The sequence below is a fragment of the Streptomyces sp. NPDC013187 genome (assembly GCF_042899705.1).
GTDB lineage: Bacteria > Actinomycetota > Actinomycetes > Streptomycetales > Streptomycetaceae > Streptomyces > Streptomyces hawaiiensis_A.
This window is the reverse complement of sequence record NZ_JBIBAF010000011.1, coordinates 61,785-88,217: the sequence shown is the minus strand read 5'-3', so window position 1 is coordinate 88,217 and position 26,433 is coordinate 61,785. Positions and strand designations below refer to the sequence as shown.

The window sequence follows — 26,433 nt, the reverse complement described above, 5'->3', positions numbered from 1 at the left end:
CGAGGCGGCCTCTCTCCCAGCTTGCCGCAGGAGCTCACATGTTGCTCATCGAAGGCGCAGACTCCTGCAGCCCCGGCAGCAGCCAATCCTGGAACGGCGCAAGCCCGGCGAGGACGAGGAAGACCACACCCACCACTCCCGCGAGCAGGGGCCCCCGCGACCACAGCTTCTCCACGAAGATCACCACCGCCAGCCCGGCCATCGCCGCCACGTTCATCACCCCGAGCGGTACGAGGACGACCATCAGCCCCGCGCAGCACCCGACGCAGTAGCCGCCATGGTGGAGGCCCACCCGCAGATCGCGGGCCGGCTGCCGGAACCCGGCGTAGCGCACCAGCTGGCTCATGGGGTCGCGGCAATGCCGCAGACAGACGTTCTTGAGAGGGCCCAGCTGGTACAGCCCCGCCAGCAGGAAGGCCACCGCTCCGACCCAGCGTCCCGCCGCCGGATGATCGGCCACCACGCCACCGGTGAAGTCCAGAGCGACGTAAGCGAGCAGCCCGAAGGCCGTCCACACCAGCAGATACCCGCCGACGAACTCAAGGACGTGCCCCGCCCGGCTCCACCCGGACGACCGGCGCCCGAGCCCCCGCACCCAGGTGAGGGCCACCGGTGCCATGGACGGCACCATCATGGCCGCCGTCATCGCCACCCAGAGCAGCAGGAACAGTGGCAGCGCCAACCCCATCGTGCCGGGCTCGACGCCCATGTCCTGAGCCTGCCCCACGGTCAGCACCCAGGCCGGCACCGTGATCAGGACGACCAGCGACCAGGCGACCGCGAGCTCCCGCACCGGCAGCAACCCCCCGCCCGGCCCGGTGGGGGCGGGCGACCGCGCGGAGACGAGGACGGAAGTCCGGAAACGCCGCATCGGTGCACTCCCTGCGTACTACATCAGGACAGCACGCCCCCCATCACACCGCGACTCCGCACTTCGAGACGTCCCGATACACAAGGCCCATCAGCAGGCGGCCGGGAGCGGGAAGCGAGCGGGCCCTGTTCCCCGACTGGTGAACGATCTCGACGACGCCGACGGCCGCACGAAGCATGGAGGCTGCGACGGGGACGCTCAAAGCCCCGCAGCATGGTCGGGAACGTAGGTCTGAAGATCGCGTGGCGGGCGCTGATAGCCGGTCGAGGGCGGTCGGTCGGGCAGCGCCAGCACCGGCGGGGGCGCCTCGTGGTAGGGCACCGAGCCCAGCAGGTGGGCGATCATGTTCAGCCGGGCCCGGCGCTTGTCGTCGCTCTCGACGACGTACCACGGCGCCTCGACGATGTCGGTGTGCACCAGCATCGCGTCCTTGGCGCGCGAGTACGCCTCCCAGCGGGTGATCGACTCCAGGTCCATCGGTGACAGCTTCCAGCGGCGCAACGGGTCCTCAAGACGCTTGCGGAAGCGCTCCTGCTGCTCGGTGTCGCTGACCGAGAACCAGTACTTGCGCAGCAGGATGCCGTCCTCCACCAGCATCCGCTCGAAGATCGGGCACTGCCGCAGGAAGAGCTGGTACTCCTCCTTGGTGCAGAAGCCCATCACATGCTCGACGCCGGCCCGGTTGTACCAGGACCGGTCGAACAGCACGATCTCTCCGGCGGCCGGCAGGTGCTCGACGTACCGCTGCAAGTACCACTGACTCCGTTCGCGTTCGGTGGGCTTCGGAAGCGCGGCGATCCGGGCGATCCGCGGGTTGAGGTGCTCGGTGACCCGCTTGATGGTGCCGCCCTTGCCGGCTGCGTCGCGCCCCTCGAACACGACGACCAGCCGGGCTCCCTCCGCCCGGACCCACTCCTGGAGCTTCACCAACTCCATCTGAAGACGCAGCAGTTCCTTCTCGTACACCTTGCGTGGCAGCTTCGTCGCCTTGCTGTCCGTCATGCCGTCTCCCGCTCCGGGGTTCCATCAGGACGCCGTGCAGGCACCGTACTGTCGGGCGGGCCCGCCCGCACGGCGGACCGCAGACGTGGGCCCGCGGGATCGGGGGGCGTCCCACGGCGCGCCGGACAGGGCCCTCGCGGGCGTCCTTCGAGTGGCCATCGTGGACGGAACCGAGGGACGCTGTAAGCGAGGCGGCGGTTCCCGCGCCCGGCTGCGCCACGGCCGTCGCGAGGGGCGCCGACGGGCAGCGTGTGCGGCGGACGGGAGAAGGCCCATGAAGGTCGGAGTGCTGACCGGTGGCGGTGACTGCCCCGGCCTCAACGCCGTGATCCGCAGCGTCGTGCGCAAGGGCGTCCAGGAGTACTCGTTCGACTTCGTCGGGGTACGCGACGGCTGGCTGGGTCTGCTCAAGAACGATGTCGTTCCCCTGGACATCTCCAGCGTCCGGGGGATCCTCCCCCGGGGCGGGACCATCCTCGGGTCCTCCCGCACGAACCCGTTCAAGCACGAGAACGGGCTGCGACGCGTTCGGGAGACCCTCGCCGCGCATGATGTGGACGCACTCGTCGTCATCGGCGGAGAGGACACCCTGGGGGCGGCCACGGAGCTGAGCCGGCAGGGGATCGATCTGGTCGGCGTGCCGAAGACCATCGACAACGACGTCACGGGCACCGACTACACCTTCGGTTTCGACACCGCCGTCGGCATCGCGACAGAGGCCATCGACCGTCTCCACACCACCGCCGAGTCACACATGCGAGCCCTCGTGGTGGAAGTGATGGGGCGGCACTCCGGCTGGATCGCCCTGCACGCCGGCATCGCCGGCGGCGCCAACGTGATCCTCATCCCGGAGCGGCCCTTCGACATCGAACAGGTCTGTGAGCAGGTGAAGAGCCGGTTCCAGATCAACTACGCGCCGATCGTCGTCGTTGCCGAAGGCGCCGCCCCCAAGGAAGGGCAGATGATCCTCAAGGACCAGTCGCTGGACGAGTTCGGTCATGTACGACTCTCCGGCATCGGGGAATGGCTGGCCCAGGAGATCTCGGCACGCACCGAGAAGGACGCCCGCACCACGGTGCTGGGGCATATCCAGCGCGGTGGCACTCCGAGCGCCTTCGACCGATGGCTGGCCACCCGCTTCGGGCTGCACGCGATCGAGGCCGTCAGGGACGGGGACTTCGGCTGCATGGTCGCTCTCGAGAGCACACGCATCGTCCGGGTTCCCTTGGCGGACGCCACGGCGAAGAACAAAGTGGTGGATCCGTCGCTGTACGACGAGTTCGAGGTGTTCTTCGGCTGAGTCGTCAGTCTCCGTGCGGTACGACCGCGACCGGACAGCGGGCGTGGTGCAGCACGGCATGTGCGATCGGGCCCAGCCGGCCCTCAGCCGCCCTCGGGTCGGTGCGGCGCCCCACGACGAGCAGGTCCGCTTTCCGTGAGGCGTTCAGGAGCGCTTCCGCGGCATGGAGCAGCATGAGATCGGTGGCCACCGCCACTCGCGGATACTTCTCCTGCCACGGACGCAGTGCGTCGGAGAGCCCCAGCACCTCTTGGTCTTCCCAGGTGGCGCGGTCTTCCTCGGTCACCACGAAGGTGCGCGGGGAGACCGATTCCGCGGGAAGGGCCCAGGCCTGCACCACGCGCAGGCGTGCCGTGCGGGCGTCGGCGGTCCTGAACGCGAAGTCGGCCGCTTCACCGGCCGGCCGGTGGGCGTCGAAGCCCAGCACGATGAGGCCGGTCCCGCGAGGCGTGGACGTTCCGTGGGCGAAGGTGCCGGCAGGGCGAGGGACGAGCACGACGGGGCATGCGGCCGCTGCCGCCATCCGCAGGGCGACCGAGCCGACCACCAGGTCCTGGAAACCGCCTGTTCCGCGCTTGCCCAGGACGAGGAGTCCGGCATCGCGTGCCGCGCCGAGGAGTGCGACGCCGGGCGGCTCGTCCGCCTGCTCACCCTTCACTTCGAGGTCCGGGTAGCGGGCGGCGAGGTCGTCGACCGTCCGCTGAACCACCCGGGCGCCCATCAGCTGCAAGCGCTCCAGCGCCGGGCCTGGAACGGTGGCCCCGGCGAGCCGCGGAGCCGCCTGCAGCAGCCGTAGCGGAACACCGCGCAGAGCGGCCTCCCGCGCCGCCCACTCGGCCGCTGCCGCCGCCCACTCGGACCCGTCGATGCCCGCCAGAACAGGGGGACGCATCCCGGCCTCCTTCGTCCGGCCCGCACCCTTCAGGGCGCTGTGTCTCCTCGTCTCCACTGTTCCACGCAAGGACCGCTCCGGCGCCCGGGCCGGAGGGGCATGTGTGGCAGAACGAGGCGCCCGACACCGCTGTCCGCCGGTCGGACGGAATGGAAGGGCGAGGCGTCCTGCGGATTCCACCACCCGCATGCGGAAGGTCACAGTCGGGCGGTTCGTCGGGTCAGCCCGCCGCCGGGGCGCGCAGCGGCTCGCCGACGCTCCTGAGATGGCGCAGGGCCTCCCGGTGCGAGGCGATCAGTCCCGTCTGGTGGTACGGGATGCCCAACTCCGCGCAGTACCGCTCGGTGATGGACTGGGCCCTGGCGAGTGCGGGTGTCGGCATGCTGGGGAAGAGGTGGTGCTCGATCTGGTAGTTGAGCCCGCCCATGAAGGCGTCGACCAGTGCGCCGCCCCGGACGTTGCGCGAGGTCAGAACCTGGCGGCGCAGGAAGTCCAGCCTGCTCCCCTCCTCGATCATCGGCATCCCCTTGTGGTTGGGCGCGAACACCGAACCGAGGTAGATCCCGAACAGGCCTTGGTGGACAGCGAGGAAAAGGAGTGCCTTGGCGGGGGAGAGGACGGTGAACAGGCCGCCGAAGTACACCACGAAATGCGCCACCAGGAGCGTCCCTTCGAGCGCGGGCCTTTTCATCGAAGGATTCTTGAGAGCTCGAAAGCTGCTGAAGCTCAGATTCAACCCTTCCAGGGTCAACAGCGGGAAGAAGAGCGCCGCCTGGTGCTTTCCGACGAAACGCGGCAGACCCCGGGCCGTCCGCGCCTGACGGCGCGACCAGACGAGAATGTCCGGCGAGACGTCCGGGTCCTTTCCCTCGTGGTTGGGGTTGGCGTGATGCCGGGTGTGCTTGTTCATCCACCACCCGTAGCTCATGCCCAGCAGCAGGTCGGCGACCAGCAGTCCCCCCACCTCGCTGGGCCGCCGACGGGAGAAGACCTGTCGGTGAGCGAGGTCGTGGGCGGCCAGCCCGAGCTGACCGAAGACCACGGCCAGGGCGGCGGCGACGAACACCTGGCTCCAGCTGTCCCCCAGTGCGACAAAAGCGCCGACGCACCCCGCGAGAGCCAGGGCGACCAGTCCGAAACGGACGGTGTAATACAGCGGCCGGCGCCGGAGAAGCCCGGCCTCGGATATACGCCGAGACAATTCAGCAAAGTCACTCCCCCTGTTCCGCTGCTGTCGTTCTTCTCGCGTCGGTGGGTCCATCTGCAGCGCCATCGATTTGGTCATGAAACTCAGTATCCAGAGCATTCTCCGCCGGCATAATGACGTCCACCCCCTGAAGGGGGGTGGAGTCAGCGCCACCATGGTTCCGGGGGGAGACCGCAGACACGGCCAAGTCCAGGGCGGCGCCCGCCATGGCAACCGGCCATCCACGGTTCACCGCACCCGGGGCGGCAGCATGCCCGGAACGAACGAACCTCTCCCCCTGTGCAGCCGACGACCCCGCGCGTCGCTGAGGCGGGGAATCACCCGGTCAGATGGGTGACCACCGAGCGCATCGCATGCTGCAGGGCCGGGACCGTCTCCTCAGGTGCGTCGAGGGTTTCGAACCCATGATGGCCGTTGGGGACATCGACCACTTCGAGTCGCGCTGCGCACTTTTCGGCCGCGGTCACGAACGCTTCGACGGTCGCGGCGATCTCGGGTGTCTCCCGCCCGGCACGGAGGAGGACGACAGGCAAGGGCCCCGCCTCTTCGACCGCCCTGGCGGGGTGGAAGCGGCTTTCTGTCAATCCCCAGGCGGGGAGAGGAGCGAGGATGGGGTAGGAGGCGGCCAGGCAGCGCAGCCAGGCGGGAGGCTGTGCCAGCCAGTCCGTGGTGAGGAGGCCGCCGCCGGAGAAGAACCACAGGGCGATCCGGTCGGCGTCCACCCGGGCGTCGGCCCGCACCCGTTCGATCGCGGCGGCGATGTCCGCGGCGGCGCGTGGGTAGTCCGAAACGTCGTGAAGACTGTGGTCGAGGGTCGCGCCGATCATGCCTTCGGCGGCGGCCAACCGGGCGTAGCCCACCAGGGTCGGCCACTCGCGTGGGCGCGGCCGCGCTCCGGCGGGCACCGGCCCACCGTGCACGAACAGCACGGCCGGTCGCGGGCCGTCGCCGTCGGGGACGTACAGATCGACGTGACCCTGGCGGTCGCGAGGCAGCTCGGGGACGTCCAGGGGGAACGGGCGCAGATGGGCGGGCATCGGCGCATCGTCACCGGCCGGTCGCAGGCGGTGCCCCTCACCGGCCGCGGCCCGCAGCAGGACGTCTGCCAGTGCGGCGGGACACGACAGCATCGGCCAGTGCCCGGTGGGAAGTTCGAAGAAGGTGACCTGGGGTTGGGTCAGGGCGGCCAGCGCGGGGTCGCCGAAGTCGACGAGCCGCTGCACCAAGCCGATACGGGCACCGTTCCCGGCGCACAGCACGCCGGTGACGGGAACCGAGGCGACCGCTCCGGTCAGCCGCAGCGGCTGCAGCAGGGTGCCCAGCGGCTGTGGCGCCGCTAGCGCGGTCAGCCGCTCCAGGTCCGCCTCGTCGACCCCATCGGTACTGCCCCAGCGGCCCCACTCGTCATGAGCCGGTGGCGCGAGAACGCCCTCGCGTTCGCCTGCCTCGGCGCGTTCGGCCAGCCGCGCGCGCAGCGCCTGGTCCGGCACGGCGGCCAGCGCCGGAACACCGTTCTGCGGCATCGCGCTGTCCAGGTACACGACGCGTGCGATGCGCTCCGCCCGCCGATCGGCGGCGCCGAGCACCGGGTGGATCCCGTAGTCGTGCCCCACGAGCACGATCTCCTGCCCGGATGTCACGTCCACCGCGTCGATCGCCGCGATCACGTCCTCGATGTGCGTCTCCAGCCCTACGTGTGCCGGCGTGGCCGGCCGGGCCGGGTCGACGCCCGTCAGCGGGACCGCGTGCGCCGCGCTGCCCGCCGCGACCAGCCGCGCGGCCGTCTCCTGCCAGACATGAGCCCCGGTGAACACGCCCGCCACCATGATGAACACCTGCACAAAGCCCTCCCCGGACTCGTCCATGACGTCCGCGTCGGTCGCGTACGCCATCGTCCGCGGGTAACGGCGTCTGCCCGGCCCGCGCCCCGGTACGGTAGGAACTCCCCCTGAGGGAGGTTCAACTGTCCGCTTCACCAGAGCCGTTGTGGAGCATCGGAGAGCTCGCCGAGCGTGCCGGTGCCACCGTGAAGACCGTCCGCTTCTATTCCGACCAGGGCCTGCTCCCCGAAGCCGCCCGCACCAGTGGGGGACACCGCCGCTACGGCCATCAGGCACTGGAGCGACTGCGGCTGATCCGCTCCCTGCGCACCCTCGACCTGCCCCTGCCCGAGGTACGCCGCATCATCGAGGACGAGGAGGCGGCCGGCCGGGCACTGGAGGGCGCCCTGGACAGCCGACTGCGTGAACTCGGCAATGAGCTGAAGGCACTGCGCTGGCGGGAAGCGTCACTCCAACTGGTGCGGGACTGCCCGCCGACGCAGCGTGCCGGTCGGCTGAGGCTGCTCGGCGCGCTGAACACCCCGCCGAGCACCGCACCACTGGCCAGGTTCTGGCGCACCTGGCTGCCGGCACGGATGCCGCGCCCGGCAACTGCGGCATTCCTGGAGGCGGCCGTCCCCCAGCCGCCCGACGAACCGCACCCGTCCCAGGTACTCGCCTTCGCCCGGCTGCACGCGATGACGACGGCTCCCTGTCCAGGCGGCCGGCAGCCCCAGCCGGAGATACACCGAGCAGCGGGGGCCCACGGCGCCGTCCTGCTGTACGCGGGCCTCGCCGAAGCCTTCGAACTCGCCGCCCCACACGTGCTACGGGCACAGGACCCGCAGCCGGGCGAGGCCCTGGACGCCTACGTCGCGGCGTACGCGAGCGCCTACCGCAGCCGCGACACCCACGAGTTCCGCCGCATGCTGGCGACCCGTCTGTCCTCCGAGGCGCGGCTGGACCGGTACTGGGAACTCGCCGCCGTCGTCCTGACCCCGCCCGGCAGCCGCCCGCAGCCGACCCCGGGCTCCGCGGACGACTGGCTGCGCGCGGCACTGCGGCTGGACAACGCCGGAGCAGCGTGAGTCACGCCCCACGAGGCGCTTGGCGCATTCCTCTCGTACAGCGGCGATTTCGCGGCATTTCGGGAGGGCGGGACAACCGGCCCCGACCCCTTGGAGCAGGGCTGCTCAACGCACCGGGAAGCCACAGGAGTAGCCCTGTTCCTTGAGCCAGGGGAGGATCCGCCGCAGCGCCTCGACGGTCTGGGACCGGTCGCCGCCCGCGTCGTGGAAGAGAAGCGTCGGCCCGTTGGGCAGTTCCCGCTCCACGGTGGCGACGATGGCGTCCGTGCCGGGCCGCTCGAAGTCCTTGGTGTCCACGTTCCAGCCCAGCGGCCGCATGCCCCGGGACGCGGCGAGCTTGCGGCTGTACGGGGTGAAGGCTCCGCCGGGCGCCCGGTAATACATCGGCCGGACGCCTCCGGACGCCTTGGTGATCATGCGTTCGGCGTCGAGGATCTGCCGTGACTGATAGGCCCGGGAGTTCTTGTCCATGGCGGTGTCGTGCGACACGGAGTGGTCGCACAGCCGATGCCCGTCCGCGACGACCTGCTTCACCAGGTCCGGGTGCGCCTGCGCCTGCGTACCCACCATGCAGAACGTGGCCTTCACCCCGTACTCCCGCAGCACGTCCAGCACTTGAGGGGTCCACACGGGGTCGGGGCCGTCGTCGATGGTGATGTTGACGCCACGCGCCCCCTTTTCGGAGGCGTGCGCGATGCTGACGGCCACCGGCTTGGTGTCACCGCCGGGCGAGACGGACGCCGTCGCGTTCGGTGCCGAACTGCCGGTGGCGCCGGCCTGCGCGGTCCACACCGAGGCACCGGTGGCGAGCACCGTCACCCCGAGCGCCGCCCCGATGACCTTGCCGTACCAGCCCCGCTCACCACCGTGCCGCGCCATGTCCGCCCCGCTCTTGAGAAGTTCCTCGCCCGATCCCGGCCACCTTGCGGCCACCTGACAGGACGAGGGACGACGGCTGGGGGATCCCTCCGTTACGGATCTCGGACAATTCCGCAGGGGGTCACGGACAAACCGGCTCCGCATCCACCCCGGCGGAGTGCGGTCCCTGTCCCGTGGTCGAATTCGCGGCCTTGATCCGCCGCACGCTCACCCCAGCACCATGGCCACCGCCAGCGCCCCCACGAGTGAGTCGATCCGGTCCAGCAGCCCACCCGCTCCCGCCAGCCACCGACCCGAGTCCTTGACCCCGGCACCCCGCTTGACGAGGGACTCCACCAAGTCGCCCGCCGGTCCGCCGACCGCCACCGCGGCCGCCGCCGGCCAGCTCCACGCCGAGAACAGCGCGAGTACGGCGAGGCCGGCCGCCGCGCCGCACAGCGTCCCGCTCCACCTTTTGGCCGGGGACAGTGGCGACAACCGTGGCCCGCCCAGCCGCCTGCCGGTGAAGTACGCCACCACGTCGGCGATCGACACCGCGGCGAAAAGCGCCAGGCCCAGCGCCCCCAGCGGCGCCAACACGGCCAGCACGCCCAGCCAGACCAAGCCGAGCAGACCGGTGCCGAGCCGTCGCAGTCCGTCCTCGGCGTCGCCGGCCAGCAGCGGTACGGCGGCCAGCGCGAGCACCCCGACGGCGCCCGCCCGCCAGACGTGGTCCGGCGCCCATGCGGCGGCGACGATCAGCCCGGTGACGGCCGCGGCGAGCACCGTCCGGTCGACGCGGGGGAGCCGGGCCAGCGCCCCGAACTCCAGCACCGCGACCACCGCGACGACTCCGGCGAGCAGGGCGATCCCGGGCCGCCCCCACCAGAAGGCGGCGGTCACCACCGGCACACCCACGGCCCACGCGCACCACCGGACCAGCAACTCCCGCCGCCGCGACGCCCCCACCGCCACGCCGCTCACCAGCAGCGCGCCACCCAGCCACGGCGCCAGCGCGGCCACCGAGGTCACTGCGCCGCCCCGACGCCCGGCACGGCACTGGGATGCGCGCGCAGTCGACCGAGGGCGGCCCGGAAGGCGTCCACGATGCGCGCGTTCTCGCCGCTGTCGCGGACCGCGACGCGCACGGTGCGCCCCTCGTAGGCCGGCGACAGCGGCGACAGGTCCCGCAGGTACACACCATGGTGCCGGCACTCTGCGACCAGAGAGGCGGCGCTCGGCCCGCCCTGTGGCAAGGTCAGCGTCAGGAAGTTGGCCACCGACTCCTCGACCGTGACCGAGGCGTCCACCGCGGCCAGGTCGGCGGCGAGCCGACGGCGCAGCTCGTGCGTGCGCCGCAGCGCGGTGGCGTAGTACGCCGGGTCGCGCAGCGCCGCCACGGCCGCGAGCTGGGCCGGAAGCCCCACCGCCCAGGGCGGCGTCCACCGATTCAGCTCCGCCGCCGTACCCGGCTCGGCCACCAGGTATGCGGCCCGCACGCCGGACAGGGCATACGTCTTCGACATCGAGGTGCAGACCACCACGCGCGGGTCCCGCGCGGCGAACGGGGCGAGCGACTCCGCGGGATCGACGTAGCCGAGGTATGCCTCGTCGATCCACCACCGGGTCCCTGCGGGGGCGGCGGTGATCACCTCGCGCAGCTCGGCGGCCGGTGCGTGGCGGCCGGTCGGGTTGTTCGGGTTGACCACGACCACGAGGTCGTACGCCCCGTCGGCGACGGCCGCCGACAGCCTGACCGGATCGATTCGCCAGCCCTCGTCGCGCCGCAGCCGGAACCGGTCCACGCGGCAGCCGATCACCCGCTCCGTGACATGGGCGTACTCGCCGTATCCGGGGTCCATCAGCAGGACCCGGCTCGTCGACGTCAGCCACCGGCCGAACGCTCGGAAGATCAGGTCGGAGGAGCCGGCACCGACCGCGAGCGTCCCCGGGGGCAGGTCGCGAACCGCGGCGAGCTCCGCGAGCAAGCCCTCCGCACCGGTCGGTGGTGAGGTGCGGGCGACCCACCCCACGTCCTCGGCGAGCGCGGCACGCGCCCCGGGGGCCGGCGGGAACCAGGCGTCGAGCACGTCGGCCGTGACCACCTCGTGCCGCCGCTGGAGGGTGCGGAAGTCCGTGCCCACCGCGGTGAACGAGGCCCCACCGTGCTCGCAACCGTCCGGCCGGGGCGCGAACGGCACGTCCAGCCGCCAGTCCACACAGGCCGCCAACCGGGCCAGGGTCGCCGCATGCCGGGCTGCGGCACACCGCGACAGCTCCGCCACCTCCCCGGTCAGTACTTCGAAGTCGACCGCCCCGCTGCGGACGGTACGGCCGACGGGACGCAGACCCGCCGCCCGGTACATGCCGACCAGGTCGGCACGACCCATCGCCACCACCCGCCGTCCGCCCCGGGACGCGATCCAGCGCAGCGCCGCGTACATCAGCAGTGCGCCTGCCGCCCCTGCCCGTGCGTTCGGCTCGACGGTGAGCAGCCGTACCTCGAAGACGTCGGCCTCGTCGAGGAGCGGCAGCTCCGCCCGGGTCAGGTACTTGTCCAGCCCGTACCGGCCGGCCCACGGCGGCGTCACACTCACGAACCCGGCACGACCCCCACCCCGTGCCGCGACCAGGTAGACGTTGTCGCCGTCCAACCCGTCTACCAGCCGCCCCTCGGCATTGGGCACGTGCTGTCCCAACTCCTCCGCGTAGACGCGGTGCCGCAGTTCATGAATCCAGGACAGGTCGGCGGCTGTGGCGGAACGCAGGCTGAGGGCACGGGCCATCGGAACCTCTTCGTACGGGGACAAGGCGGTCCAGTGTGGCTACGACCGGCCTGCGGGCAGCAGGGGCGGACAGCTCGGACGGTTTGAGTACGCGTACTCAGGCGCATCCGCTCGCCGGAGTCCACACCGCTGCGGTCCCGGGCCCGGACCACGGAGTGTGAAACTGCAGGCATGCTCATACAGTTCCTCACGGCGGCCGGTGTGCTCGCCGTGCTGACCATGGTGCCCGGGCCGGACATGGCCGTTGTGACGAAGCGGGCGGTTTCCTTCGGGTGGCAGGACGCGCTGCGGACGGTCGGCGGCATCACAGGCGGGCTGCTCATCTGGGGTGTGCTCACGGTCGTCGGCCTCGCTGCGGTTCTTGCCGCCTCCGCCACCGCGTACACGGTCGTCAAACTGGCGGGCGCCGCCTACCTGGTCCTCCTCGGTGTCCAGGCGCTGCTCGACAGCCGACGCGTTCGGGCCCGGGTCGCCGGCGCCGTCCCTGGCGCCCCCGTCGGCAACCCCTGGCGGACCGGCCTGGTCAGTAACGTCTTCAATCCCAAGATCGCTGTCTTCTACACCGGTCTATTGCCGACGCTCGCCCCTTCCGGGCTGTCCCCTCACACCGGTATGGCGCTGCTGGTCCTTCTCCACGCGGCGCTGACCGCCGTATGGCTCGGCGGCTATGTGATGCTGCTGGCCAAGGCCCGGGGCTTCTTCCAGAAGCCCGCCGTGCGTCGGGCCATGGACCGCGTCACCGGCGTCGTCCTGATCGGGTTCGGCCTGAAGGTCGCGACGACGCAGCCTTGACCGACCGTGCCGTTCGGGATGACCGGGGCGGGTGCGGCGGCATGACTCATGCCCGGTGAACCGCGTATCCCAAGTACGTGACGACCGGCCTGCCCTTCGGCTCGAGCACCATGTCGACGAGCTCCGGCAGCTGATCGTCGGTCAGCGTGCCACGCCGGCGCCCACGCGTCGCGCGCACCAGACTGCGAACGTCGCGCGGCTTGAACGACGAGACGTCCTTCGCGGACAGCCCCGCCCGGTCGAGGGACTCGGCAAGCTCCACGGGGCGGCGCAGCCGGTGAGCGGCGTAACGGCCCCGGGGCATGATCCGTGTGCTCCGCCGTCCGACAGATAGGTGCCGTCGGCGAAGGACCAGGTTCTGCCGCCGTTCCTGCTGATGTCCAGCCAGATCCAGCCACGCAGGTCCCAGCCGGAGCCGACGAGCCGACCCCAGCCGTATCGATAGCCGTTGTAGTAGCCGGAGCGGACCTACGGGAAGCACCGTGGTCAGAACCCGGCGAGGGATCGGAACTTGAGCTCCTGACACTTGTCAGGGCAGCGGCTGTCCGTGGTCTCGTCGCGACCTGCCGTCGTGCGGCCTCGTCACGGTGCCTCGTCCCCTCGGCGCCGCTCCTGACGCAGCACTTCGTCGAGGTCGCCGAGCCGGTCCAGACCCTGCACCACGCGCCGCATGCGGGCGTTGCCGGACAACCGATGCCGGTGCCGGTGCAGAAAGGCCCAGTACCCGGCGGTGTAGGGGCACGCGCGCGGACCGGTGCGGTCGGTGGGCCGGAAGGCGCAGCCGTCGCACAGATCGCTCATGCGGTGGATGTAGGCACCCCCGGAGGTGTACGGCTTGGTGGTCATCCGGCCGCCGTCCGCGTACTGGGACATGCCGACCACGTTCGGCACCATCACCCAGTCGTAGCCGTCGACGAAGCAGCGGTGGAACCAGTCGGTGACGGCGGCCGGGTCCCAGCCACGCTGCAGGGCGTGGCTGCCCAGCACCATCAGGCGGGGGATGTGGTGCGTCCATCCGGTGTCCCGGACCTGGGCGAGGGCTTCGGACAGGCAGCGGGCGGTGACCGCGTCCGCGTCGAGTTCGCTGAAGTAGGCCGGCAGTTCTTCCGTGTGCCCGAGTGCGTTGCCGTGCCGGTAGTCCTCGCCGAAATGCCAGTACAGCTGCCAGACGTACTCCCGCCAGCCCGCGACCTGCCGGACGAACCCCTCGGCACTGTTCACCGCGACCGCGCCCTCCCGCCAGGCGCGCTCGGCGCGTTCCACGCACTCGGCGGGGTGCAGCAGCCCCAGATTCATCGAGGACGACAGCAGACTGTGGGCCATCACCGGGTCACCGGCCAGCATCGCGTCCTCGTACGGTCCGAAGGCGGACAGCCGGTGCGCCACGAAGCGGCGCAGCGCCGACAGGGCCTCCCGCCGGGTGGCGGGGAAGCGGCGGGGGCCGTCCCGCCCGACGAACCGCACCCCGTCCTCGCGCTCCCACCGATCGAGGTCTTGACGCACCTCGGCGTCGATGTCGTCCTCCCGCGGCCGGTACGGTCCCGGTACGTCCAGTGCGGTGGCACCGCGCGGCGGCGGCTCACGGTTGGCATGGTCGTGGTTGAACCGGCCCCCGGCCGGACCGCCGCCGTCCATCAGCAGGTCGTGCCGCTCACGCACCCAGCGGTAGAAGTTCTCCTGGAGCAGCCGCCGCCCACCGAGCTCCTCGGCCCAGCCGGCGAACTCCTCGTGCGTGACGAGGAAGCCACGGGCGGGCAGCACCCGCACCCCCGGCAAGGAACGCACCAGCCGCAGTGCCGCGTACGAGGTGGGGTGGCACACGGTCACCGGGGTGTCGCCCACCGCCCGGCGCAGACCCTCGCGATAGGTCTCCGCCCGCACGTACGTCACCCGCTCACCCAGCTGCGCCGCACGGTGCCGCATCGCCGAGAGCACCAGATGGGCCTTGGCGCGGTGAAAACGCCTGCGCCGGAAGACCGACCTCGCCTCGATCATCACCACCGGCGCCCCATGGTCGGGGCCCTGCGCACCGGCGGGAGTCAGGAAATGCGGGCCGAGCTGGTCGCCGAAGAGCCAGTGCGGGGTGGACATGGCAGGAAGCCTTCCGCCGGGGTGAGGCATGCGTACGGGCGATGAGATTTCGCCCACCGGAGCGGTACCGGATGCGGTCGGCCGCCGAGCGTCCCCCGTTCGGGTGCCGATACACGATCAGCCCCAGCTGTGACCGGGGCCCATCGAGTCAAGGCCGAGCGCCCGCGCCGAGGGCCCGCCGGTAGGCCAGTTCGTCGTCCTGCCCGAACACGACGAACACGATGCGGTCGAAACGTCCGGGGTGCGCTTCGAGCCAGTCCGCGACCGTCCGAAGTGCGACGGAGGCGGCCTCGCTCTCGGGGTAACCGAACACGCCGGTGCTCACGGCGCAGAGGGCGACGGTGCGGATCGCCTCCACACGGTGTGACGGGCGGCAGGGAGGGCCGATCCGGGGAACTCCTTCTTCGCCCGGCCGGGTGCGGACCGGTCGCGAACAGCCCGTTGCCGTGCGGCAGTTCGGCCGTAGCCGGCACGGCGACGTCCCAGTGCTCGACGATCTTGCCGTCTGCCACGCGGAACAGGTCGTAGTAGGCGACCGGCACGCCGAACTCGCCCTCGGACTGCGTCAGGACGAACTCGCCCTCGGCGATGACCTTGTTCACCTTCTCGTAGACGAGGTCCTTGCCCTGCTCGGCCCACCGGGCCGCGGCCGCGCCGAAGCCGTCGAGGCCGTCGGCGGCCTCGGGGTTGTGCTGGTGATGATGGTCAAAAACCGACATGGTTCGTCGAAGGAGATCCCCGAGATCCCCTTCGCCGCGCCCCCGGGCCTCGGAGCACCTGAGCCACGAGTTCCAGGCGCTCGCGCGGCTGCCGCTTGAGGTCCACAGGGCGGCCCTGCGTCACGTGCCGGCGGTCCTCCTGCTGCGGCTCGCCCACCTCACCGCCCCGGCCGACGGCCCTCCACCGGAACCTGACGAGACGTACCTGCGGTTCCGGGACGCGGTCGAACGGGACTTCACTCGCACCCGGAGGGTGGAGGACTACGCGCGCATGCTCGGCTACTCGGCGCGGACCCTCTCCTGGGCGACGGCGGCGAGCGCCGGGCTCAGCGCGAAGGAGTTCGTCGACCGCCGGGTGGAGCTGGATGCGAAGCGTCTGCCGGCGCACGGCGACCGGACCGCGGCCCAGATCTCGGACCAGCTCGGCTTCGCCAACCCTTCCCAGTTCAGCAAGTACTTCACGCACCGCACGGGACAGTCCCCGATCGAATTCCGCAGGGCGGTCCGCGGACATGGCAGCCAGAACAGGACGGGGCGTCCTGCGCGGCGGCGAGGATCACCCGGCGTGCGCTGCTGAAGACCTGGATGCCCGAACGTTCGCCGAAGCGGCCGTGTCCGTGACGAAGTCGGCCGGCGCTTCGGTCAGCGGGGGCCAGGGCTGGATCGGCATCTTGGCGCTGGAGGCGGTTGCGGTCCAGCCGGGCCGCAGGCCGGGCTGGGGGGAGGGGCGCTGAGCTTGGACTCGAGCGGGTTTCACGACATGCTTGCGGGTCAGGCGGCGCTCTTCTTCCTGCGCCGGCGTCCTGTACGGCTGAGAGCGTCGATGAGGTCTTGCCGGCTCATCCTCGACCGGCCTGGGAGGTCTTGCTCGGTGGCCCGCTCATACAGCTCTGCCTTGCTCAGCTGCCGCAGCTCGCTCTTGCCCGCCCCTCGCTCGCGCCGCGATGCGGACGACGCACGGGCGGTCGTAGGCGGCGCCTTCCGGGCGGCGGTCTTCTTCGACGTCCCTGCGGCAGGCTTTCGTGCCGTCCCACGTGCCGAGCCCGGCTGCTTCCGCTCGCCGCCGCGCGCCTGGTCGATGCTGCCCTGCAACGCCTGCATCAGATCGACGACATTGGTCGCCGCCGGCGCCTCCTCGGCTGCGGCGACCTCCTGGCCCTCGGCCTTCGCCTTCACGAGTTCGCGTACCTTCTCCTGATAGGTGTCGCGATAGCGGGAGGGCTCCCAGACCCCGCTGAGGGAGTCGACCAGCTGCAGCGCCATGTCCAGCTCCTTGCCCTTCCCCGCACGGCCGGAGGGCAGTTCGGGCAGCTCCTTGCCCGGGTCGCGGACCTCATCGGCCCAATGCAGGGTCTGAAGCACCAGGAGCTTGTCCTCCGCGCGCAGCGCGGTCAGGTACTGCTTGCCGCGCATCACGAACGTCGCGACGCCGACCCTGTTCGACTGCGCGAGCGCCGCCCGCAGCAGTTCGTAGACCTTGAGGTATTCCTTGCCGCGCGGCGCGAGGTAGTAGGTGCGGTCGAAGTAGACCGGTTCGATCTCCTCGAGGTCGACGAAGTCGGTGATGTCGATGGTCTGGGAACGGCCCGGCGCGATCTCCTCCAGTTCCTCGGGCTCCACGATGACGTACTCGCCCTCGCCCACCTCGTAGCCCTTGACGATGTCGCCGGTGCCCACCTCGTCACCGGTGCGCTCGTTCACCCTGCGGTTGCGGATCCGGTCGGCGGTGCCGCGCTGGAGCTGGTGGAAGTGGACGGTGTGGTCCTCGGTCGCGGAGTACAGACCGACTGGCACGCTGACCAGCCCGAAGGTGATCACACCGGTCCAGATCGCACGTGCCATGACCGCCCACTCCATCCCATGCCGCCGGCCGGCCAGTGGGGGCTCGTGCACCGCGCACGCATCGGCACGGTCGAAGCCCCACTGGTGTGTCTCTTATGAGACACCGCAGGTCAGATGTCCGCACCTTGGGATCACGGCCCGGCCAGCAGGGCGCCTGGCACAGGCTGGAAACCGGCGCGCTGCCGCATGTCCACGCAGGTCACGGGACTCCGATCAGTTGAATGGGGTGATCGTCTCGTACGACCTCTGGAAACGCACGGGAATGCCGGACTCGGCGCTTCTGCGGTCGAGTGGTTCCCCTGGTCCTGGTGAACTTGTCCAGTACCGCGGCATGGGACGCAGCTTCTTGTTCAGTGATCGTCCGGAGCCGTCCAGTGCACGGGGACGATGAGGTCGGGGCGGGTGGCCTCGAGGGTGTGGTGCCAGTAGTCGTTCTGGAACTGCGGGCTCTGCGCCCCCAGGGCACCGATGCCGAGGCGGAGCAGGCCGACGTCCGGACCGTCGAACTCGTTCGGGACGAAGTCACCACTCAGGCGGACGGTCAGTCGAGTACGCGGAGCTCGATGCGGGACTGGCAGTGCGGGCACCCGGGTGGCGGCGTGGGCATGATGTCGGCCGACCGCGGGCAATGCTGAACCATGGCTACGGATGGTGGCGTTGCGGCCGGAGTGCAGGTCAGCTCTCTCAAGGTCGATACACCTCAGCTGATTTCGCCGGGGACCACGTACAAGATTGTCCGGTTTCCCTTCGGAGCGGAAGAGTCGACGGACCGATTTGAGATGCACCAAGCCGTCCAGCCGGACGGTTATGTGGTGAGTGACTGGGCGACGGACGACCGGAGCGGCCTGATCTGGCCGTCCAAAGCGGGTTGGGGACACCTGCACGCGATGATCCAGTGGGAACCCGCCAGCGGCACGGCCGGCTACACCGAGCTGCGCGACCAGTACGTCCGTGACCCGTTGGGCCTGACGCCACATCCCAACGACACCACGGCGACCGAGCACCGCACGCCGACGCCCGGCGGCCAGTACTACGTCAAGAACCATGGCGTGTTCGTTGTCCCGGGTACTCCGGTTGCGCTCCGTGTCACGCACAACGACGCCACCCCGCGTCTGTTGACCCTGGTCGAGTTCAAGCTCGTCATCCACGACGCTGCCTAGCCCGGTGCGGTTGGCCCCTAGAGCGAGGGGGCTGTGGCTCGTCCGCGACCACGTCGTCAACCTCGGAATCCCCACCGGGCCAAGCCCTCGACCTTGTAGGCCTCTCGGCGGTCACGGCCTACTTCAGTGCGGACTTCAGCGCATCCGCAGTCGGCCCTGAACTGGTGAAAGATGCCTTCCAGCGAAACGTGACGCCGTCGCCGTCGACGTAGACGAGGGTGCCGCCCTTCTGGACGGTGGTGATGTCGAACGCGACGGTGTTGACCTGGTAAGTGTTGGCCTGCACCGTTGGCTTGCCGCCACCGTCGTTGAAGCCCGTGGGGTCGATACTTCCTGCCCCCTCGCTGTTTCCGGCCTCGATGGTCTTCCCGTCGAGCGTCTTCCACCGAAAGCCGCCCTGGGCGGCAGTGGTGGTCACCGCGTGCTTGGCCCGATTTCCTGCTTTGAACGCGACGACAGCGAAGAGATCGCGCTCCGGAGCATGGGCGCCGGCTTTGTCGACGTAGACGACGGTTTCCGGCGTGATCTGCACGATGCCCTTCCCGTCGGCGTCGGCGGTGTCGGCGGTCTGCCCGAACTGGAGCGCGGTGCGCGGACTCGGCTGCGGATCGCTCTTGCCGTCACCGTCAGAACAGGCAGCGAGGCTCAGACAAGTTGCGGCGAGCACGGATGCTCTGGCGACATGGCGCAAGATTCCCCCAGGACCGATACAGATGCAGCGGGCAATTGTTGCGCCACGCTAGCAAGGCACTGGTCCGCTGTTGCCCTGCAGAGCGGTGAGTGACCACGGAGGGCTGCCGGTTCAGTGGCTACGGCTGGTCAAAAGCCGTCTTCTGGTGGGGCGGGTCGCCGACGCGCACAGTCCCGGGTTCCACGACGTCCAGGTATGCGCCGACGCAGGAGAGCCGGCCGAGGCCGAGGACGGCGATGCGGTGCTCGTCAGCGACTGTGCGCATGATGCGAGGGTCGGGTGGGAGGTCGCCCTGGCCGAGGGTGGGGACCGCGCAGCGGGGTGTGGGCACCAGGGGACGGAGGAGGGCCTCGCGATGCGCGGGTGGACACCGATCCAGGTGCCCTCGACGAAGCCCGGCTCGCTCGGCGTGTCGATGACGAGGTTGGGCCGGAAGCGGCGGGGGGCGAAGTCCCCGGCCGGCTGAGCCGAGCGAAGCCGGAGCAGGGTCGCGGTGGTCACGAGGTGCAGGGCGCCGTAGGCGAAGAACGTTCCCGGCGCCGCGCTGCCGGAGGTGATGGTGGCACCGGTGGGGTCGGCCCGGCGAGGTCCTCGCCGTCATCGGCGACAACGGCGCCCGCAAGACCAGCCATGAACACCTGGTGGACACACTGCCGCGACCTGGCCCTTGGCCCTCACCGGACCGCGCTTGGCGGCCGCGGACGAACGGCAAGGTCGAATGCTTTCACCGCACCCTGCTCGACGAGTGGGCCTACCGCCGGCCCTACACCTCAGACACCGGACGCCAGGCTGCATTTCCCGCCGGCTCGACTGGTGTAACTACCACCGACCCCACTCCGGCACCAGCGGTCGCACACCTACCAGCCGCGCCATCAACCTTCCCGAACAGCACATCCAGGGCATGGGAGGAGAATGGGGAGGTCAGGCGAAGGTGTCCCAGGAGGTGCGGTGATGGGCGAGGTGCGGGTTTCCCCGCGGGACTCCGAAGTCCGCGTGTCACTGGGCGACGAGGTCGTGGTGGAGCTCCCGGAGAACGCCACCACCGGCTATCTGTGGTCGGTCCAGCACATCGACGGCGGCCTCGAGGTGACCAGCGACGAGTACCGGGCTCCGGGGCAGGTGCTGCCCGGGGCCGAGGGGCAGCGGGTCGTGCGGGTCCGGCCTACGGCGGCCGGCGATGGAGTGGTGCGGCTGGTGCTGAAACGGCCTTGGGAGAGCGCCGTGCAGGACCAGCACAGTGTCCGGATCTCGGTCAGTGATTGAGACGGCCAGGGCCGCCCCTCGACGGAGGCGGCCCTGGGGGAGGTGGCGCGTCAGCTCACCACAGGTAGATCTCGTGGACCATCCCGTCCGTCTCCTCACGGAAGGTGATCGGCCGGCCCGTCTGACGCGCCTGGGACGCCAGTGTGGTGAGCGCCGTGAAAGCGCCGTCGGATCCGTTGTGGATCTTCTTCCACGTGCCGCCCTTGACGTGCAGGTACGCGTTGCGGGCCTGGTCCATCGACCACATTCCGTCGACCATGACGTTCTGGGTCCAGACACCTGTGACGGAACCGCCGGCCTCGACGGCCTGGATGGCCTGCTCGGTGGCCCTGGCGTCCGGGTGCACCAGCGGTCGGGCCTCGCCGGCGACCGTCTCCTCGAACCGCACCGCCATGGCGTCGGTCTTCGGCTTGCCGAACTCGGTGACCGGGATGGCGGACATGCCCACCTCCACGCCCGGCGGTGGCATGACCGGCTTGCCGGCGCCTCCGTCCACCGCGGCGGCCGCCACTGCGCTGTATCCGGTGCGGGCCCTGGCGGAGGGCGCCTCAAGCGTGTTCATCTGCTGCGGGGTCATCCTGTACTCCTGCTGTCTTGTGCCGTCTCGTTGCCCACCGGGTCTCACCAGGCGTAGAGCTGCTGGACGCTGCCGTTGTCCTCGAACAGACCCACCTTGGTGCCGGCCGACTTGGAGGCGGCCAGCTCGGCGAGCATCGCCGCGTCCGTCGGGGCCACATTGCTGCCGAGACTCAGCCAGCCGCGGAGTTCCCCGTACGCCCACACGTTGGCGTCGGCCTCGTTGCTCCACAGCCCGAGGATGCGCTGGTCGGCCAGCCAGGCGCGCAGACTGACGCCCTGGACGCCGCTGGTGTGCCAGCTCTCGATGCCGCACTCGCCGTAGCCGATCCGGAAGAAGCCGCGCTCCCCCCAGTCGGTGCCCCAGCTGTTCTTGGCGATCCAGCAGGACTGTGCGTCGTCGTAGCCGACGAGGCAGACACAGTGGCCACCGGCGAGCTCACCGCTCTGATGCCGGTAGACGCCTCCGCCGTAGCTGAAGAAGTCCTGGTAGACGAAGAAGCAGGCGGTGACGGTGCCGTAGGTGGCGATGTGGCGTTTGATCTCCGCCGGATCGTTGGTGACGTTGGACCAGTTCACCACGCTGGCACGACGGTTGGGCCAGTCCGCGTTGAGCTTGCTGCTGTCCTGGTTCCCGGGCGTGTAGGGGAAGTAGTCCTCGAAGGTGATACCCGAGGCACGGGCCTTCTCCAGCAGCGGCTCCGGAAGCCAGCCGGTCTCGCAGGTGGCGCCGTCCTCACGGCCGTAGCCGTAGAAGGCGTGGGCCTCGGAGAGGTCGATCGGCAGGTAGGGCGCACGGTCGACGTAGCGGGCCACATGTTCCATGGTCGCCACGGTGCCGAAGGCGACGCAGGATCCGCAGGTCCCCTGGTCCTTCACGGGAGTCGTGTAGTCCAGGCCTCCTACATTGCGCAGGTCGAACGCCGAGGGCAGTTCCGCTGCCTGCACCGCGGTTTCCCGCGCGGCGGTGATGTGCTGTTCCCGGGCGGCCATGATCTCGCCGTGCTCGGTCTCGTCCACCGGTACGCCGAGGCGCCTGACGCGCTGTTCCTCGGTCAGGCGCGTCACGGAGTTGCTGGTCGACCGCCAGGGGTTCCCGGCCTGTTCCAGATGGGTTCTGAGTTCTGCCAGGTTGATGGGTTCGTTCACGGGCATGCGAACGCCTTTCGCACTTCGGGGGGATGTCCAGACGAAGGAGGCCGGGAGAACCGGGGCCGGCGAGCCCGCCCCGAACGGACGGCTCAGTGACTTCGCCAACGGGAATCAGTGCACACCACCGCAGCAGGATCCGCCACCCGGAGCGCCTGGCGTGTGCACGGAGCGTTACCGGCTCAGCGGCGTCCCACGAGCCCTGCCGGCCCGGCGGCGGACACCTCGACCCGGCCTGCGACGGCGGCCGGGAGCGCCGTGGCGGACCGCACCGGCGGGTTGAGGTTGACGGGTCCGGACTTGACCTTGACCGTACTGACCACCCGACTCTGGGTGTCACCGATCAGCTGGCAGGAGTCGAACGCCCCTTGCCGGACGTAGATCCGGGGACCGTACTCGTCGGTCCAGAGGGTGCCGTCGGGGGCTTCTCCGTAGATGTACGACCAGGTGTTGTTCGTGTTCAGGACGTACGCCTCACCACCGGGCGGGATGTTCCACCAGCCGCGAGTCCCCCAACGGCCGTATTCGGCGCAGGTATCGGGGCTGAAGAAGAGAATGCACGTCGAGACGGTCAAGTGGTAGCGGTTGCGGATGCGAAGTTCCATGGTCAGTGCTCTCCTTCCTGGAACCGGATGCGCAGCGGCCTGAGATCGACGGGGTCTTCGCCCGGCGGAAGCCGGTGGTTCGACACCCCGTCCGTCTCACCGCGCAGGGACGGCATCGGCGCGTCGCCGAAGGCGGACGGCGGGTCGGGGAGTCGTTGCTCGCCGGATCGCTCCTCCCCTCGGAACTGCTGGTGCAGCGGCCGGAGATCCAGGGGATCGTCGGCCGCCGGAAGCTGCTCGTCCGTCTGCGGCGCACGGCCGGCGCCCGCCCCCGAGGGCTCGGCGCCTTGAGCCGCGTGGAACGCCTCCCACAGGTCGGTGTCCGCCCGCTGTGACGATGCCTGCATGTCGAAGGCGTTCGTCGGATCGGGCTGACTGCGCAGGGCGTTGTCGCTCATCTCTTCCTCCTGATGTCGATCGGCGCTCAGGTGGTGGAGAAGCGGGCGGGGATCGCTCAGGGCCGGAGCAGCGCCCGTGACGGCCGGCCGGCGTGTGCGGTGACGCTCGTCTCGGAGACTCTGCCGTCCGGGGTCCTGCACTGGATGGTGTAGACGCCGTCGCCGCGGACGGAGAGCGTGAAGCTCCCGTCGGCGGCCGACAGCACGGCGACATCGGGATACGGCTCCGGACCGCCGGTGAGATACACGCTGGCGTCCGGAACGGGATTGCCGGTCGCGTCCTGCACCACTCCGGTGATCAGGCTTGCCCGCTTCTCGCTGCGCGGCTCCGGCATCTCCACCACCTTCGGCGACTGCCTGACGCCCTGAGGCGCCCCGTCACGCGGTCCAGGCCAACAGGTTGTCATAGACGGGCCGGGTGATCCTGGTCCCGGAGTTGGTGGTCGCACCGCCGTAGGCGTGAACCGCGATGCCATAGCGGCCGCCGTTGAACATGCGGTACACCGCGCTGCCGCTCTGGCCGCCGGCGGTGTCGATGTCGTAGTACACCTTCAGTGGATTGACCGAGCTGACGGCACGGCCGTCGTACCACTGCGTACCCGGAGGCTTGTCGCCCGGGTAACCGGAGATATTGCCGACGACCTTGAGCAGGTCCGCGTCAGGCCACGCCCCGAACCCGAACCAGCCGGTGGTCGAGCCCAGTTCCGTAGGGATGATGATCGCGCCGTAGTCGTAGTTCTCGTCGCCGGAGTCGGTCCAGCCCGTCACCGAGCGGAAGCTGGTGCTGGTGACGGATCCGTAGGGCAGCGCGGTGCCATTGCGGCCCGGCATGACCTGGATGCTCTTGACCCAGCCGTCGCGTCCGGCGACACCGCTGTTCTTGATGTGCACGACATGGCCGGCGGTCGCCAGCGTGTGCGGCCCGATGAACCACCCGGTGCCGATCCAACGGGAGTTGTCCGCGGCGGTGATGAGCAGTGATGCGTGCGCCCGCCACGGGTAGGTCGTCGTGTTCGTGACCTGGACGCGGTCGTCCGGTCCGTGGACGGTTTCGGCCACCGGGTGTGCAGGGCCGAACGACGCCTCGCCGATGTCACGCAGTTCGGCGGTCGGTGCCGTCCACACCTCGGCCGAGAGTGTTTCGTATTCCGGACGGCGATAGCCCTCCAGCTGTTCCAGTCCGTCGGAACCCGGCTGGGCGGGCGTTCCTTCCACGCCCTCCGACGGGCCGCGGAAGAGGGGCTGCTCCGCGGCGATTGCCGACAGCCCTTCGGGCTGGTTCGAGACGGACGTGTGCTCGTCACGTGTCATGGCCTTGTTTCCTTCCCTCGGAGACCGCGCACCGCGATCCACCGACGGCTGGAGTCGACGGCTGGAGTCGACGGGTGGGGGGGGCGGAGTGGGCGGATGTGGGCGATGAGGTCGCACGGCGGAACCCCTCGAACCGCAGCGGGCTCAAATCGACGCATTAGACACATTAGGCCCATACGGGTGATCTGGCATCGCGGCCACGAACGGGAGGACAGAAGGTCACGCCAGTGGATCACGACCCCAGGTCGAAAACTCGACCACCTCCGTTCCCGCTGGCGCGCCCCCTGCTCGCGGCGCGGGCCCACGCTCCTGCTGCATCTCCTCCCCGACCCGAACGGGGACGTCCCGCTGCGACACTCCGGCCCACACGACCCATCAACTCCTCGCCCCACCAGGCCTGTCCAGACACCGCACGGCCGCGAGGAGTCCTCGTCGCCTACGCCGGTCGGTTGGCGGGCCGCGCCCAGGACGACTACGTCGCCTTCGGGATCAGCCTCGACGACGGCACCGGCCACGGGGGCCAGGGGTCGCACGCAAGCTCCGCTGCGAAACGAGTCGGTCCCGCCGAGCGGTTTCTTGCGCAACTGTCTGCACTCGGCCGTGATCTGGCGGTATTGCCGGCGCCTACCATATGGGCCCTCGACCGCGATACAGCCCAGGAGTCAGCATGTCCATCACCACCGAGACGGCCTTCACCACCGATGACGTCACCTACCAGCTCACTGCTGACAAGATCCGGGCTGCCACCGCCCGCCTGACACCCGCTGACTCCGCAGATCCACACCCCAACCGCAGCTGGTACGCCCTCGTCGGTACCCATCTGTACTACGTGGTCGACCTCGTCGAGGAAGCCACTGGGGCTGCGAACGTGAAGGTCAAGACGGCTCGTCTCGCTGTCAACGAACTCGGCTTCCCCGTCTTCGCCCTGGCGTGGAACACCTTGCTGACCCAGGGCCATCCGGGCCACACCGGCTGACCGCCGCGCTCAGCCGGTCACCGAAGTGCATCAACTCCCACCCACGGCTGCCGCCCGCCAAAGGGCGCAAGACGGCGCGGCCAGATCTTCTCCGCTCCCAGTACAGGGCCCGCTCCACCCCGGGCCACCACCGCATGAGGCTCTCCCCGGACGGCGAGACTCCTGGCGAGGGTGCCTCCCTAGCCCTGGACAGCGTCGACGAACGCCACTCGCCCGCCTCGCCCAAGCGATCGAGGTCCGTCTGCGCACCCGAGTGCAGGCGAACCTGAACGCCTCGTCGACCAGCACCGAAGGCTTCGGCGTCCACGGGGACGACCACGACACGACAGTGGTCCAGCTGGACGGCGCGAAACGATGGCGGATGTACGGCACCACCCGCCCATTCTCGTCGTACCGCGACATCGAAGGCCCCGGCGAGGCACCCACCTAGCCCGCCGACGACCTGGTCCTCACCCGATGGCGTGGGTGTCCGAGCAGCTGCTCACAGATGAGTTGACCCTTGAAGCACGGGGGGTGCGGGCGGAGCACCAGCGGCGTGGACCGAGCCCAGCGCTCTACCACGACACGCGGTGCGCCGCGGGCTTTCCCGGGATTGTCGCGTGACCCGCCGCCCGCCTGGGAATACTCGTCCCGCACGGCGGGAGACCTCTCTCCGCCCCGCGGCCCGCGACCGTCGCGGCGGCCGCCGGACGCCGTGCCGAAGTGGAACACGGACACGGGGGATCACAGTGGGGAACCTTGGGCTTGCCGAGACCATCGCCGCCTTGCGGGAGGAACTCGCCGAAGCCGTCGCCGCCGGCTCGGACGCGAACTTCCACTTCGGTGTCGGCGAGGTGCAACTGGAGCTGAGCGTCGGGGTCACACACCAGGCGACGGGCACGGGCCGCGCCAAGTTCTGGGTGCTGGAACTCGGAGGCGACGGCCAGTACCGCAGCGAGGAGATCCAACGGGTCCTGGTCACGCTGGAGGCGCCGACCGACCGTACGGGACGGCCGGTGCGTGTCACGCGGGCCTCCCTCGCCAAGCCCTGACCCGG

At 70.2% G+C, this 26,433-nt stretch carries 29 protein-coding genes and 3 pseudogenes; 10 read left to right on the top strand and 22 right to left on the bottom strand.

Annotated features, from left to right (window positions below; translation table 11 throughout):
- Positions 1 to 34: 34 nt before the first annotated feature.
- Together ACFY5B_RS24000 and ppk2 are read right to left on the bottom strand one after the other, a co-directional pair.
- The gene (locus ACFY5B_RS24000; RefSeq protein WP_389972358.1) at positions 35 to 871 is read right to left on the bottom strand and encodes a DUF2182 domain-containing protein; all 837 of its coding nucleotides are present in this window, start codon (positions 869 to 871) and stop codon (positions 35 to 37) included.
- A gap of 198 nt (positions 872 to 1,069) precedes the next feature.
- Positions 1,070 to 1,873: a polyphosphate kinase 2 gene (gene ppk2 / locus ACFY5B_RS23995; RefSeq protein WP_389972356.1), complete on the bottom strand. Its 804-nt coding sequence runs from the start codon at positions 1,871 to 1,873 to the stop codon at positions 1,070 to 1,072.
- A 274-nt stretch (positions 1,874 to 2,147) separates the two neighbouring features.
- On the opposite strand from ppk2, the gene ACFY5B_RS23990 reads away from it, so the two are divergent.
- Positions 2,148 to 3,173: a 6-phosphofructokinase gene (locus ACFY5B_RS23990; protein ID WP_389972354.1), complete on the top strand. Its 1,026-nt coding sequence runs from the start codon at positions 2,148 to 2,150 to the stop codon at positions 3,171 to 3,173.
- 4 nt (positions 3,174 to 3,177) lie between these two features.
- Here the strand turns inward: ACFY5B_RS23990 and ACFY5B_RS23985 are convergent, their stop codons facing one another.
- The 3 genes from ACFY5B_RS23985 to ACFY5B_RS23975 all read right to left on the bottom strand — a co-directional run bounded on the left by ACFY5B_RS23985 (position 3,178) and on the right by ACFY5B_RS23975 (position 7,113).
- A complete protein-coding gene (locus ACFY5B_RS23985; RefSeq protein WP_389972352.1) occupies positions 3,178 to 4,065 on the bottom strand; it encodes a universal stress protein in 888 nt (295 codons plus the stop codon).
- Positions 4,066 to 4,285: 220 nt separating this feature from the next.
- Positions 4,286 to 5,350, bottom strand: coding sequence for a fatty acid desaturase family protein (locus tag ACFY5B_RS23980; RefSeq protein WP_389972350.1), 1,065 nt, complete (start codon positions 5,348 to 5,350; stop codon positions 4,286 to 4,288).
- A 239-nt stretch (positions 5,351 to 5,589) separates the two neighbouring features.
- Positions 5,590 to 7,113 (bottom strand): alpha/beta hydrolase, encoded by a 1,524-nt coding sequence (locus ACFY5B_RS23975; RefSeq protein ID WP_389972751.1) that lies wholly within the window; start codon positions 7,111 to 7,113, stop codon positions 5,590 to 5,592.
- Between the two features lie 122 nt (positions 7,114 to 7,235).
- Between ACFY5B_RS23975 and ACFY5B_RS23970 the strand changes: the two genes are divergently transcribed.
- On the top strand, positions 7,236 to 8,180 hold the full coding sequence (locus tag ACFY5B_RS23970) for a MerR family transcriptional regulator (RefSeq protein WP_389972749.1): 945 nt from the start codon (positions 7,236 to 7,238) through the stop codon (positions 8,178 to 8,180).
- Between the two features lie 105 nt (positions 8,181 to 8,285).
- On the opposite strand, the gene ACFY5B_RS23965 is transcribed toward ACFY5B_RS23970, so the two are convergent.
- The 3 genes from ACFY5B_RS23965 to ACFY5B_RS23955 all read right to left on the bottom strand — a co-directional run bounded on the left by ACFY5B_RS23965 (position 8,286) and on the right by ACFY5B_RS23955 (position 11,824).
- Positions 8,286 to 9,059, bottom strand: coding sequence for a polysaccharide deacetylase family protein (locus ACFY5B_RS23965; protein WP_389972348.1), 774 nt, complete (start codon positions 9,057 to 9,059; stop codon positions 8,286 to 8,288).
- A gap of 207 nt (positions 9,060 to 9,266) precedes the next feature.
- Positions 9,267 to 10,070, bottom strand: coding sequence for a phosphatidate cytidylyltransferase (locus ACFY5B_RS23960; protein WP_389972346.1), 804 nt, complete (start codon positions 10,068 to 10,070; stop codon positions 9,267 to 9,269).
- Positions 10,067 to 11,824 (bottom strand): aminotransferase class I/II-fold pyridoxal phosphate-dependent enzyme, encoded by a 1,758-nt coding sequence (locus ACFY5B_RS23955; RefSeq protein WP_389972344.1) that lies wholly within the window; start codon positions 11,822 to 11,824, stop codon positions 10,067 to 10,069. The genes ACFY5B_RS23960 and ACFY5B_RS23955 overlap by 4 nt, the downstream gene beginning before the upstream one ends.
- Positions 11,825 to 11,995: 171 nt before the next feature.
- Here ACFY5B_RS23955 and ACFY5B_RS23950 point away from each other — a divergent pair, with 171 nt between their 5' ends.
- Complete coding sequence (locus ACFY5B_RS23950; RefSeq protein WP_389972342.1) at positions 11,996 to 12,616, top strand: LysE family translocator; 621 nt, start codon at positions 11,996 to 11,998, stop codon at positions 12,614 to 12,616.
- Between the two features lie 46 nt (positions 12,617 to 12,662).
- Here ACFY5B_RS23950 and ACFY5B_RS23945 read toward each other — a convergent pair whose 3' ends face one another.
- The 4 genes and pseudogenes from ACFY5B_RS23945 to ACFY5B_RS23930 all read right to left on the bottom strand — a co-directional run.
- Positions 12,663 to 12,920 carry a hypothetical protein gene (locus ACFY5B_RS23945; RefSeq protein WP_389972340.1) on the bottom strand — a complete coding sequence of 86 codons (258 nt, stop codon included), beginning with the start codon at positions 12,918 to 12,920 and terminating at the stop codon, positions 12,663 to 12,665.
- A 278-nt stretch (positions 12,921 to 13,198) separates the two neighbouring features.
- On the bottom strand, positions 13,199 to 14,707 hold the full coding sequence (locus ACFY5B_RS23940) for a cryptochrome/photolyase family protein (protein ID WP_389972338.1): 1,509 nt from the start codon (positions 14,705 to 14,707) through the stop codon (positions 13,199 to 13,201).
- 148 nt (positions 14,708 to 14,855) lie between these two features.
- On the bottom strand, positions 14,856 to 15,032 hold the full coding sequence (locus tag ACFY5B_RS23935; RefSeq protein ID WP_389972782.1) for a hypothetical protein: 177 nt from the start codon (positions 15,030 to 15,032) through the stop codon (positions 14,856 to 14,858).
- A 220-nt stretch (positions 15,033 to 15,252) separates the two neighbouring features.
- A pseudogene (locus ACFY5B_RS23930) lies at positions 15,253 to 15,426 on the bottom strand (hypothetical protein); the annotation flags it as partial.
- A 46-nt stretch (positions 15,427 to 15,472) separates the two neighbouring features.
- Here ACFY5B_RS23930 and ACFY5B_RS23925 point away from each other — a divergent pair.
- Positions 15,473 to 16,003 (top strand): annotated as a pseudogene (locus ACFY5B_RS23925) (helix-turn-helix domain-containing protein); the annotation flags it as partial.
- Between the two features lie 194 nt (positions 16,004 to 16,197).
- Here the strand turns inward: ACFY5B_RS23925 and ACFY5B_RS23920 are convergent.
- Both ACFY5B_RS23920 and ACFY5B_RS23915 read right to left on the bottom strand, forming a co-directional pair.
- Complete coding sequence (locus tag ACFY5B_RS23920) at positions 16,198 to 17,268, bottom strand: Ku protein (RefSeq protein WP_389972336.1); 1,071 nt, start codon at positions 17,266 to 17,268, stop codon at positions 16,198 to 16,200.
- 350 nt (positions 17,269 to 17,618) lie between these two features.
- On the bottom strand, positions 17,619 to 17,855 hold the full coding sequence (locus ACFY5B_RS23915; RefSeq protein WP_389972334.1) for a hypothetical protein: 237 nt from the start codon (positions 17,853 to 17,855) through the stop codon (positions 17,619 to 17,621).
- 51 nt (positions 17,856 to 17,906) lie between these two features.
- On the opposite strand from ACFY5B_RS23915, the gene ACFY5B_RS23910 reads away from it, so the two are divergent.
- On the top strand, positions 17,907 to 18,428 hold the full coding sequence (locus ACFY5B_RS23910) for a hypothetical protein (protein WP_389972332.1): 522 nt from the start codon (positions 17,907 to 17,909) through the stop codon (positions 18,426 to 18,428).
- Between the two features lie 118 nt (positions 18,429 to 18,546).
- Here ACFY5B_RS23910 and ACFY5B_RS23905 read toward each other — a convergent pair whose 3' ends face one another.
- Entirely contained in the window at positions 18,547 to 19,095 is a 549-nt protein-coding gene (locus ACFY5B_RS23905; protein WP_389972330.1) for a hypothetical protein, read from the bottom strand.
- 142 nt (positions 19,096 to 19,237) lie between these two features.
- Positions 19,238 to 19,384, bottom strand: coding sequence for a hypothetical protein (locus ACFY5B_RS23900; protein WP_389972328.1), 147 nt, complete (start codon positions 19,382 to 19,384; stop codon positions 19,238 to 19,240).
- A gap of 368 nt (positions 19,385 to 19,752) precedes the next feature.
- Between ACFY5B_RS23900 and ACFY5B_RS23895 the strand changes: the two are divergent.
- Both ACFY5B_RS23895 and ACFY5B_RS23890 read left to right on the top strand, forming a co-directional pair.
- Positions 19,753 to 20,071, top strand: a pseudogene (locus tag ACFY5B_RS23895) (integrase core domain-containing protein); the annotation flags it as partial.
- The gene (locus tag ACFY5B_RS23890) at positions 20,071 to 20,382 is read left to right on the top strand and encodes a protease inhibitor I42 family protein (RefSeq protein WP_389972327.1); all 312 of its coding nucleotides are present in this window, start codon (positions 20,071 to 20,073) and stop codon (positions 20,380 to 20,382) included. The pseudogene ACFY5B_RS23895 and the gene ACFY5B_RS23890, both read left to right, overlap by 1 nt.
- Before the next feature lie 55 nt (positions 20,383 to 20,437).
- Here the strand turns inward: ACFY5B_RS23890 and ACFY5B_RS23885 are convergent, their stop codons facing one another.
- The 6 genes from ACFY5B_RS23885 to ACFY5B_RS23860 form a co-directional block, all read right to left on the bottom strand.
- On the bottom strand, positions 20,438 to 20,959 hold the full coding sequence (locus ACFY5B_RS23885; protein ID WP_344460033.1) for a hypothetical protein: 522 nt from the start codon (positions 20,957 to 20,959) through the stop codon (positions 20,438 to 20,440).
- 44 nt (positions 20,960 to 21,003) lie between these two features.
- Positions 21,004 to 22,113, bottom strand: a complete 1,110-nt coding sequence (locus ACFY5B_RS23880; protein ID WP_389972325.1) for a C1 family peptidase — start codon at positions 22,111 to 22,113, stop codon at positions 21,004 to 21,006.
- Between the two features lie 176 nt (positions 22,114 to 22,289).
- A complete protein-coding gene (locus ACFY5B_RS23875; protein ID WP_389972323.1) occupies positions 22,290 to 22,712 on the bottom strand; it encodes a hypothetical protein in 423 nt (140 codons plus the stop codon).
- Between the two features lie 2 nt (positions 22,713 to 22,714).
- Positions 22,715 to 23,110, bottom strand: coding sequence for a hypothetical protein (locus ACFY5B_RS23870; RefSeq protein ID WP_389972321.1), 396 nt, complete (start codon positions 23,108 to 23,110; stop codon positions 22,715 to 22,717).
- Positions 23,111 to 23,166: 56 nt separating this feature from the next.
- The gene (locus tag ACFY5B_RS23865; protein ID WP_389972319.1) at positions 23,167 to 23,445 is read right to left on the bottom strand and encodes a carboxypeptidase-like regulatory domain-containing protein; all 279 of its coding nucleotides are present in this window, start codon (positions 23,443 to 23,445) and stop codon (positions 23,167 to 23,169) included.
- A 43-nt stretch (positions 23,446 to 23,488) separates the two neighbouring features.
- Complete coding sequence (locus ACFY5B_RS23860) at positions 23,489 to 24,421, bottom strand: trypsin-like serine peptidase (RefSeq protein ID WP_389972317.1); 933 nt, start codon at positions 24,419 to 24,421, stop codon at positions 23,489 to 23,491.
- 667 nt (positions 24,422 to 25,088) lie between these two features.
- On the opposite strand from ACFY5B_RS23860, the gene ACFY5B_RS23855 reads away from it, so the two are divergent.
- The 3 genes from ACFY5B_RS23855 to ACFY5B_RS23845 all read left to right on the top strand — a co-directional run bounded on the left by ACFY5B_RS23855 (position 25,089) and on the right by ACFY5B_RS23845 (position 26,428).
- A complete protein-coding gene (locus ACFY5B_RS23855) occupies positions 25,089 to 25,397 on the top strand; it encodes a hypothetical protein (RefSeq protein WP_389972315.1) in 309 nt (102 codons plus the stop codon).
- A 253-nt stretch (positions 25,398 to 25,650) separates the two neighbouring features.
- The gene (locus tag ACFY5B_RS23850) at positions 25,651 to 25,827 is read left to right on the top strand and encodes a JmjC domain-containing protein (protein WP_389972313.1); all 177 of its coding nucleotides are present in this window, start codon (positions 25,651 to 25,653) and stop codon (positions 25,825 to 25,827) included.
- A 298-nt stretch (positions 25,828 to 26,125) separates the two neighbouring features.
- A complete protein-coding gene (locus ACFY5B_RS23845) occupies positions 26,126 to 26,428 on the top strand; it encodes a trypco2 family protein (RefSeq protein ID WP_389972311.1) in 303 nt (100 codons plus the stop codon).
- The last annotated feature ends 5 nt before the right edge of the window (positions 26,429 to 26,433 follow it).

Coding starts and splice junctions, on each gene's coding strand:
- ACFY5B_RS23900 (WP_389972328.1), bottom strand. CDS start 19,384: ATGCGCACAGTCGCTGACGAGCACCGCATCGCCGTCCTCGGCCTCGGC.
- ACFY5B_RS23980 (WP_389972350.1), bottom strand. CDS start 5,350: ATGACCAAATCGATGGCGCTGCAGATGGACCCACCGACGCGAGAAGAA.
- ACFY5B_RS23885 (WP_344460033.1), bottom strand. CDS start 20,959: ATGACCCCGCAGCAGATGAACACGCTTGAGGCGCCCTCCGCCAGGGCC.
- ACFY5B_RS23945 (WP_389972340.1), bottom strand. CDS start 12,920: ATGCCCCGGGGCCGTTACGCCGCTCACCGGCTGCGCCGCCCCGTGGAG.
- ACFY5B_RS23965 (WP_389972348.1), bottom strand. CDS start 9,059: ATGGCGCGGCACGGTGGTGAGCGGGGCTGGTACGGCAAGGTCATCGGG.
- ACFY5B_RS23875 (WP_389972323.1), bottom strand. CDS start 22,712: ATGGAACTTCGCATCCGCAACCGCTACCACTTGACCGTCTCGACGTGC.
- ACFY5B_RS23985 (WP_389972352.1), bottom strand. CDS start 4,065: ATGCGTCCCCCTGTTCTGGCGGGCATCGACGGGTCCGAGTGGGCGGCG.
- ACFY5B_RS23940 (WP_389972338.1), bottom strand. CDS start 14,707: ATGTCCACCCCGCACTGGCTCTTCGGCGACCAGCTCGGCCCGCATTTC.
- ACFY5B_RS23860 (WP_389972317.1), bottom strand. CDS start 24,421: ATGACACGTGACGAGCACACGTCCGTCTCGAACCAGCCCGAAGGGCTG.
- ACFY5B_RS23920 (WP_389972336.1), bottom strand. CDS start 17,268: ATGGCACGTGCGATCTGGACCGGTGTGATCACCTTCGGGCTGGTCAGC.
- ACFY5B_RS23855 (WP_389972315.1), top strand. CDS start 25,089: ATGTCCATCACCACCGAGACGGCCTTCACCACCGATGACGTCACCTAC.
- ACFY5B_RS23865 (WP_389972319.1), bottom strand. CDS start 23,445: ATGCCGGAGCCGCGCAGCGAGAAGCGGGCAAGCCTGATCACCGGAGTG.
- ACFY5B_RS23880 (WP_389972325.1), bottom strand. CDS start 22,113: ATGCCCGTGAACGAACCCATCAACCTGGCAGAACTCAGAACCCATCTG.
- ACFY5B_RS23950 (WP_389972342.1), top strand. CDS start 11,996: ATGCTCATACAGTTCCTCACGGCGGCCGGTGTGCTCGCCGTGCTGACC.
- ACFY5B_RS24000 (WP_389972358.1), bottom strand. CDS start 871: ATGCGGCGTTTCCGGACTTCCGTCCTCGTCTCCGCGCGGTCGCCCGCC.
- ACFY5B_RS23870 (WP_389972321.1), bottom strand. CDS start 23,110: ATGAGCGACAACGCCCTGCGCAGTCAGCCCGATCCGACGAACGCCTTC.
- ppk2 (WP_389972356.1), bottom strand. CDS start 1,873: ATGACGGACAGCAAGGCGACGAAGCTGCCACGCAAGGTGTACGAGAAG.
- ACFY5B_RS23955 (WP_389972344.1), bottom strand. CDS start 11,824: ATGGCCCGTGCCCTCAGCCTGCGTTCCGCCACAGCCGCCGACCTGTCC.
- ACFY5B_RS23890 (WP_389972327.1), top strand. CDS start 20,071: ATGGGCGAGGTGCGGGTTTCCCCGCGGGACTCCGAAGTCCGCGTGTCA.
- ACFY5B_RS23990 (WP_389972354.1), top strand. CDS start 2,148: ATGAAGGTCGGAGTGCTGACCGGTGGCGGTGACTGCCCCGGCCTCAAC.
- ACFY5B_RS23910 (WP_389972332.1), top strand. CDS start 17,907: ATGGCTACGGATGGTGGCGTTGCGGCCGGAGTGCAGGTCAGCTCTCTC.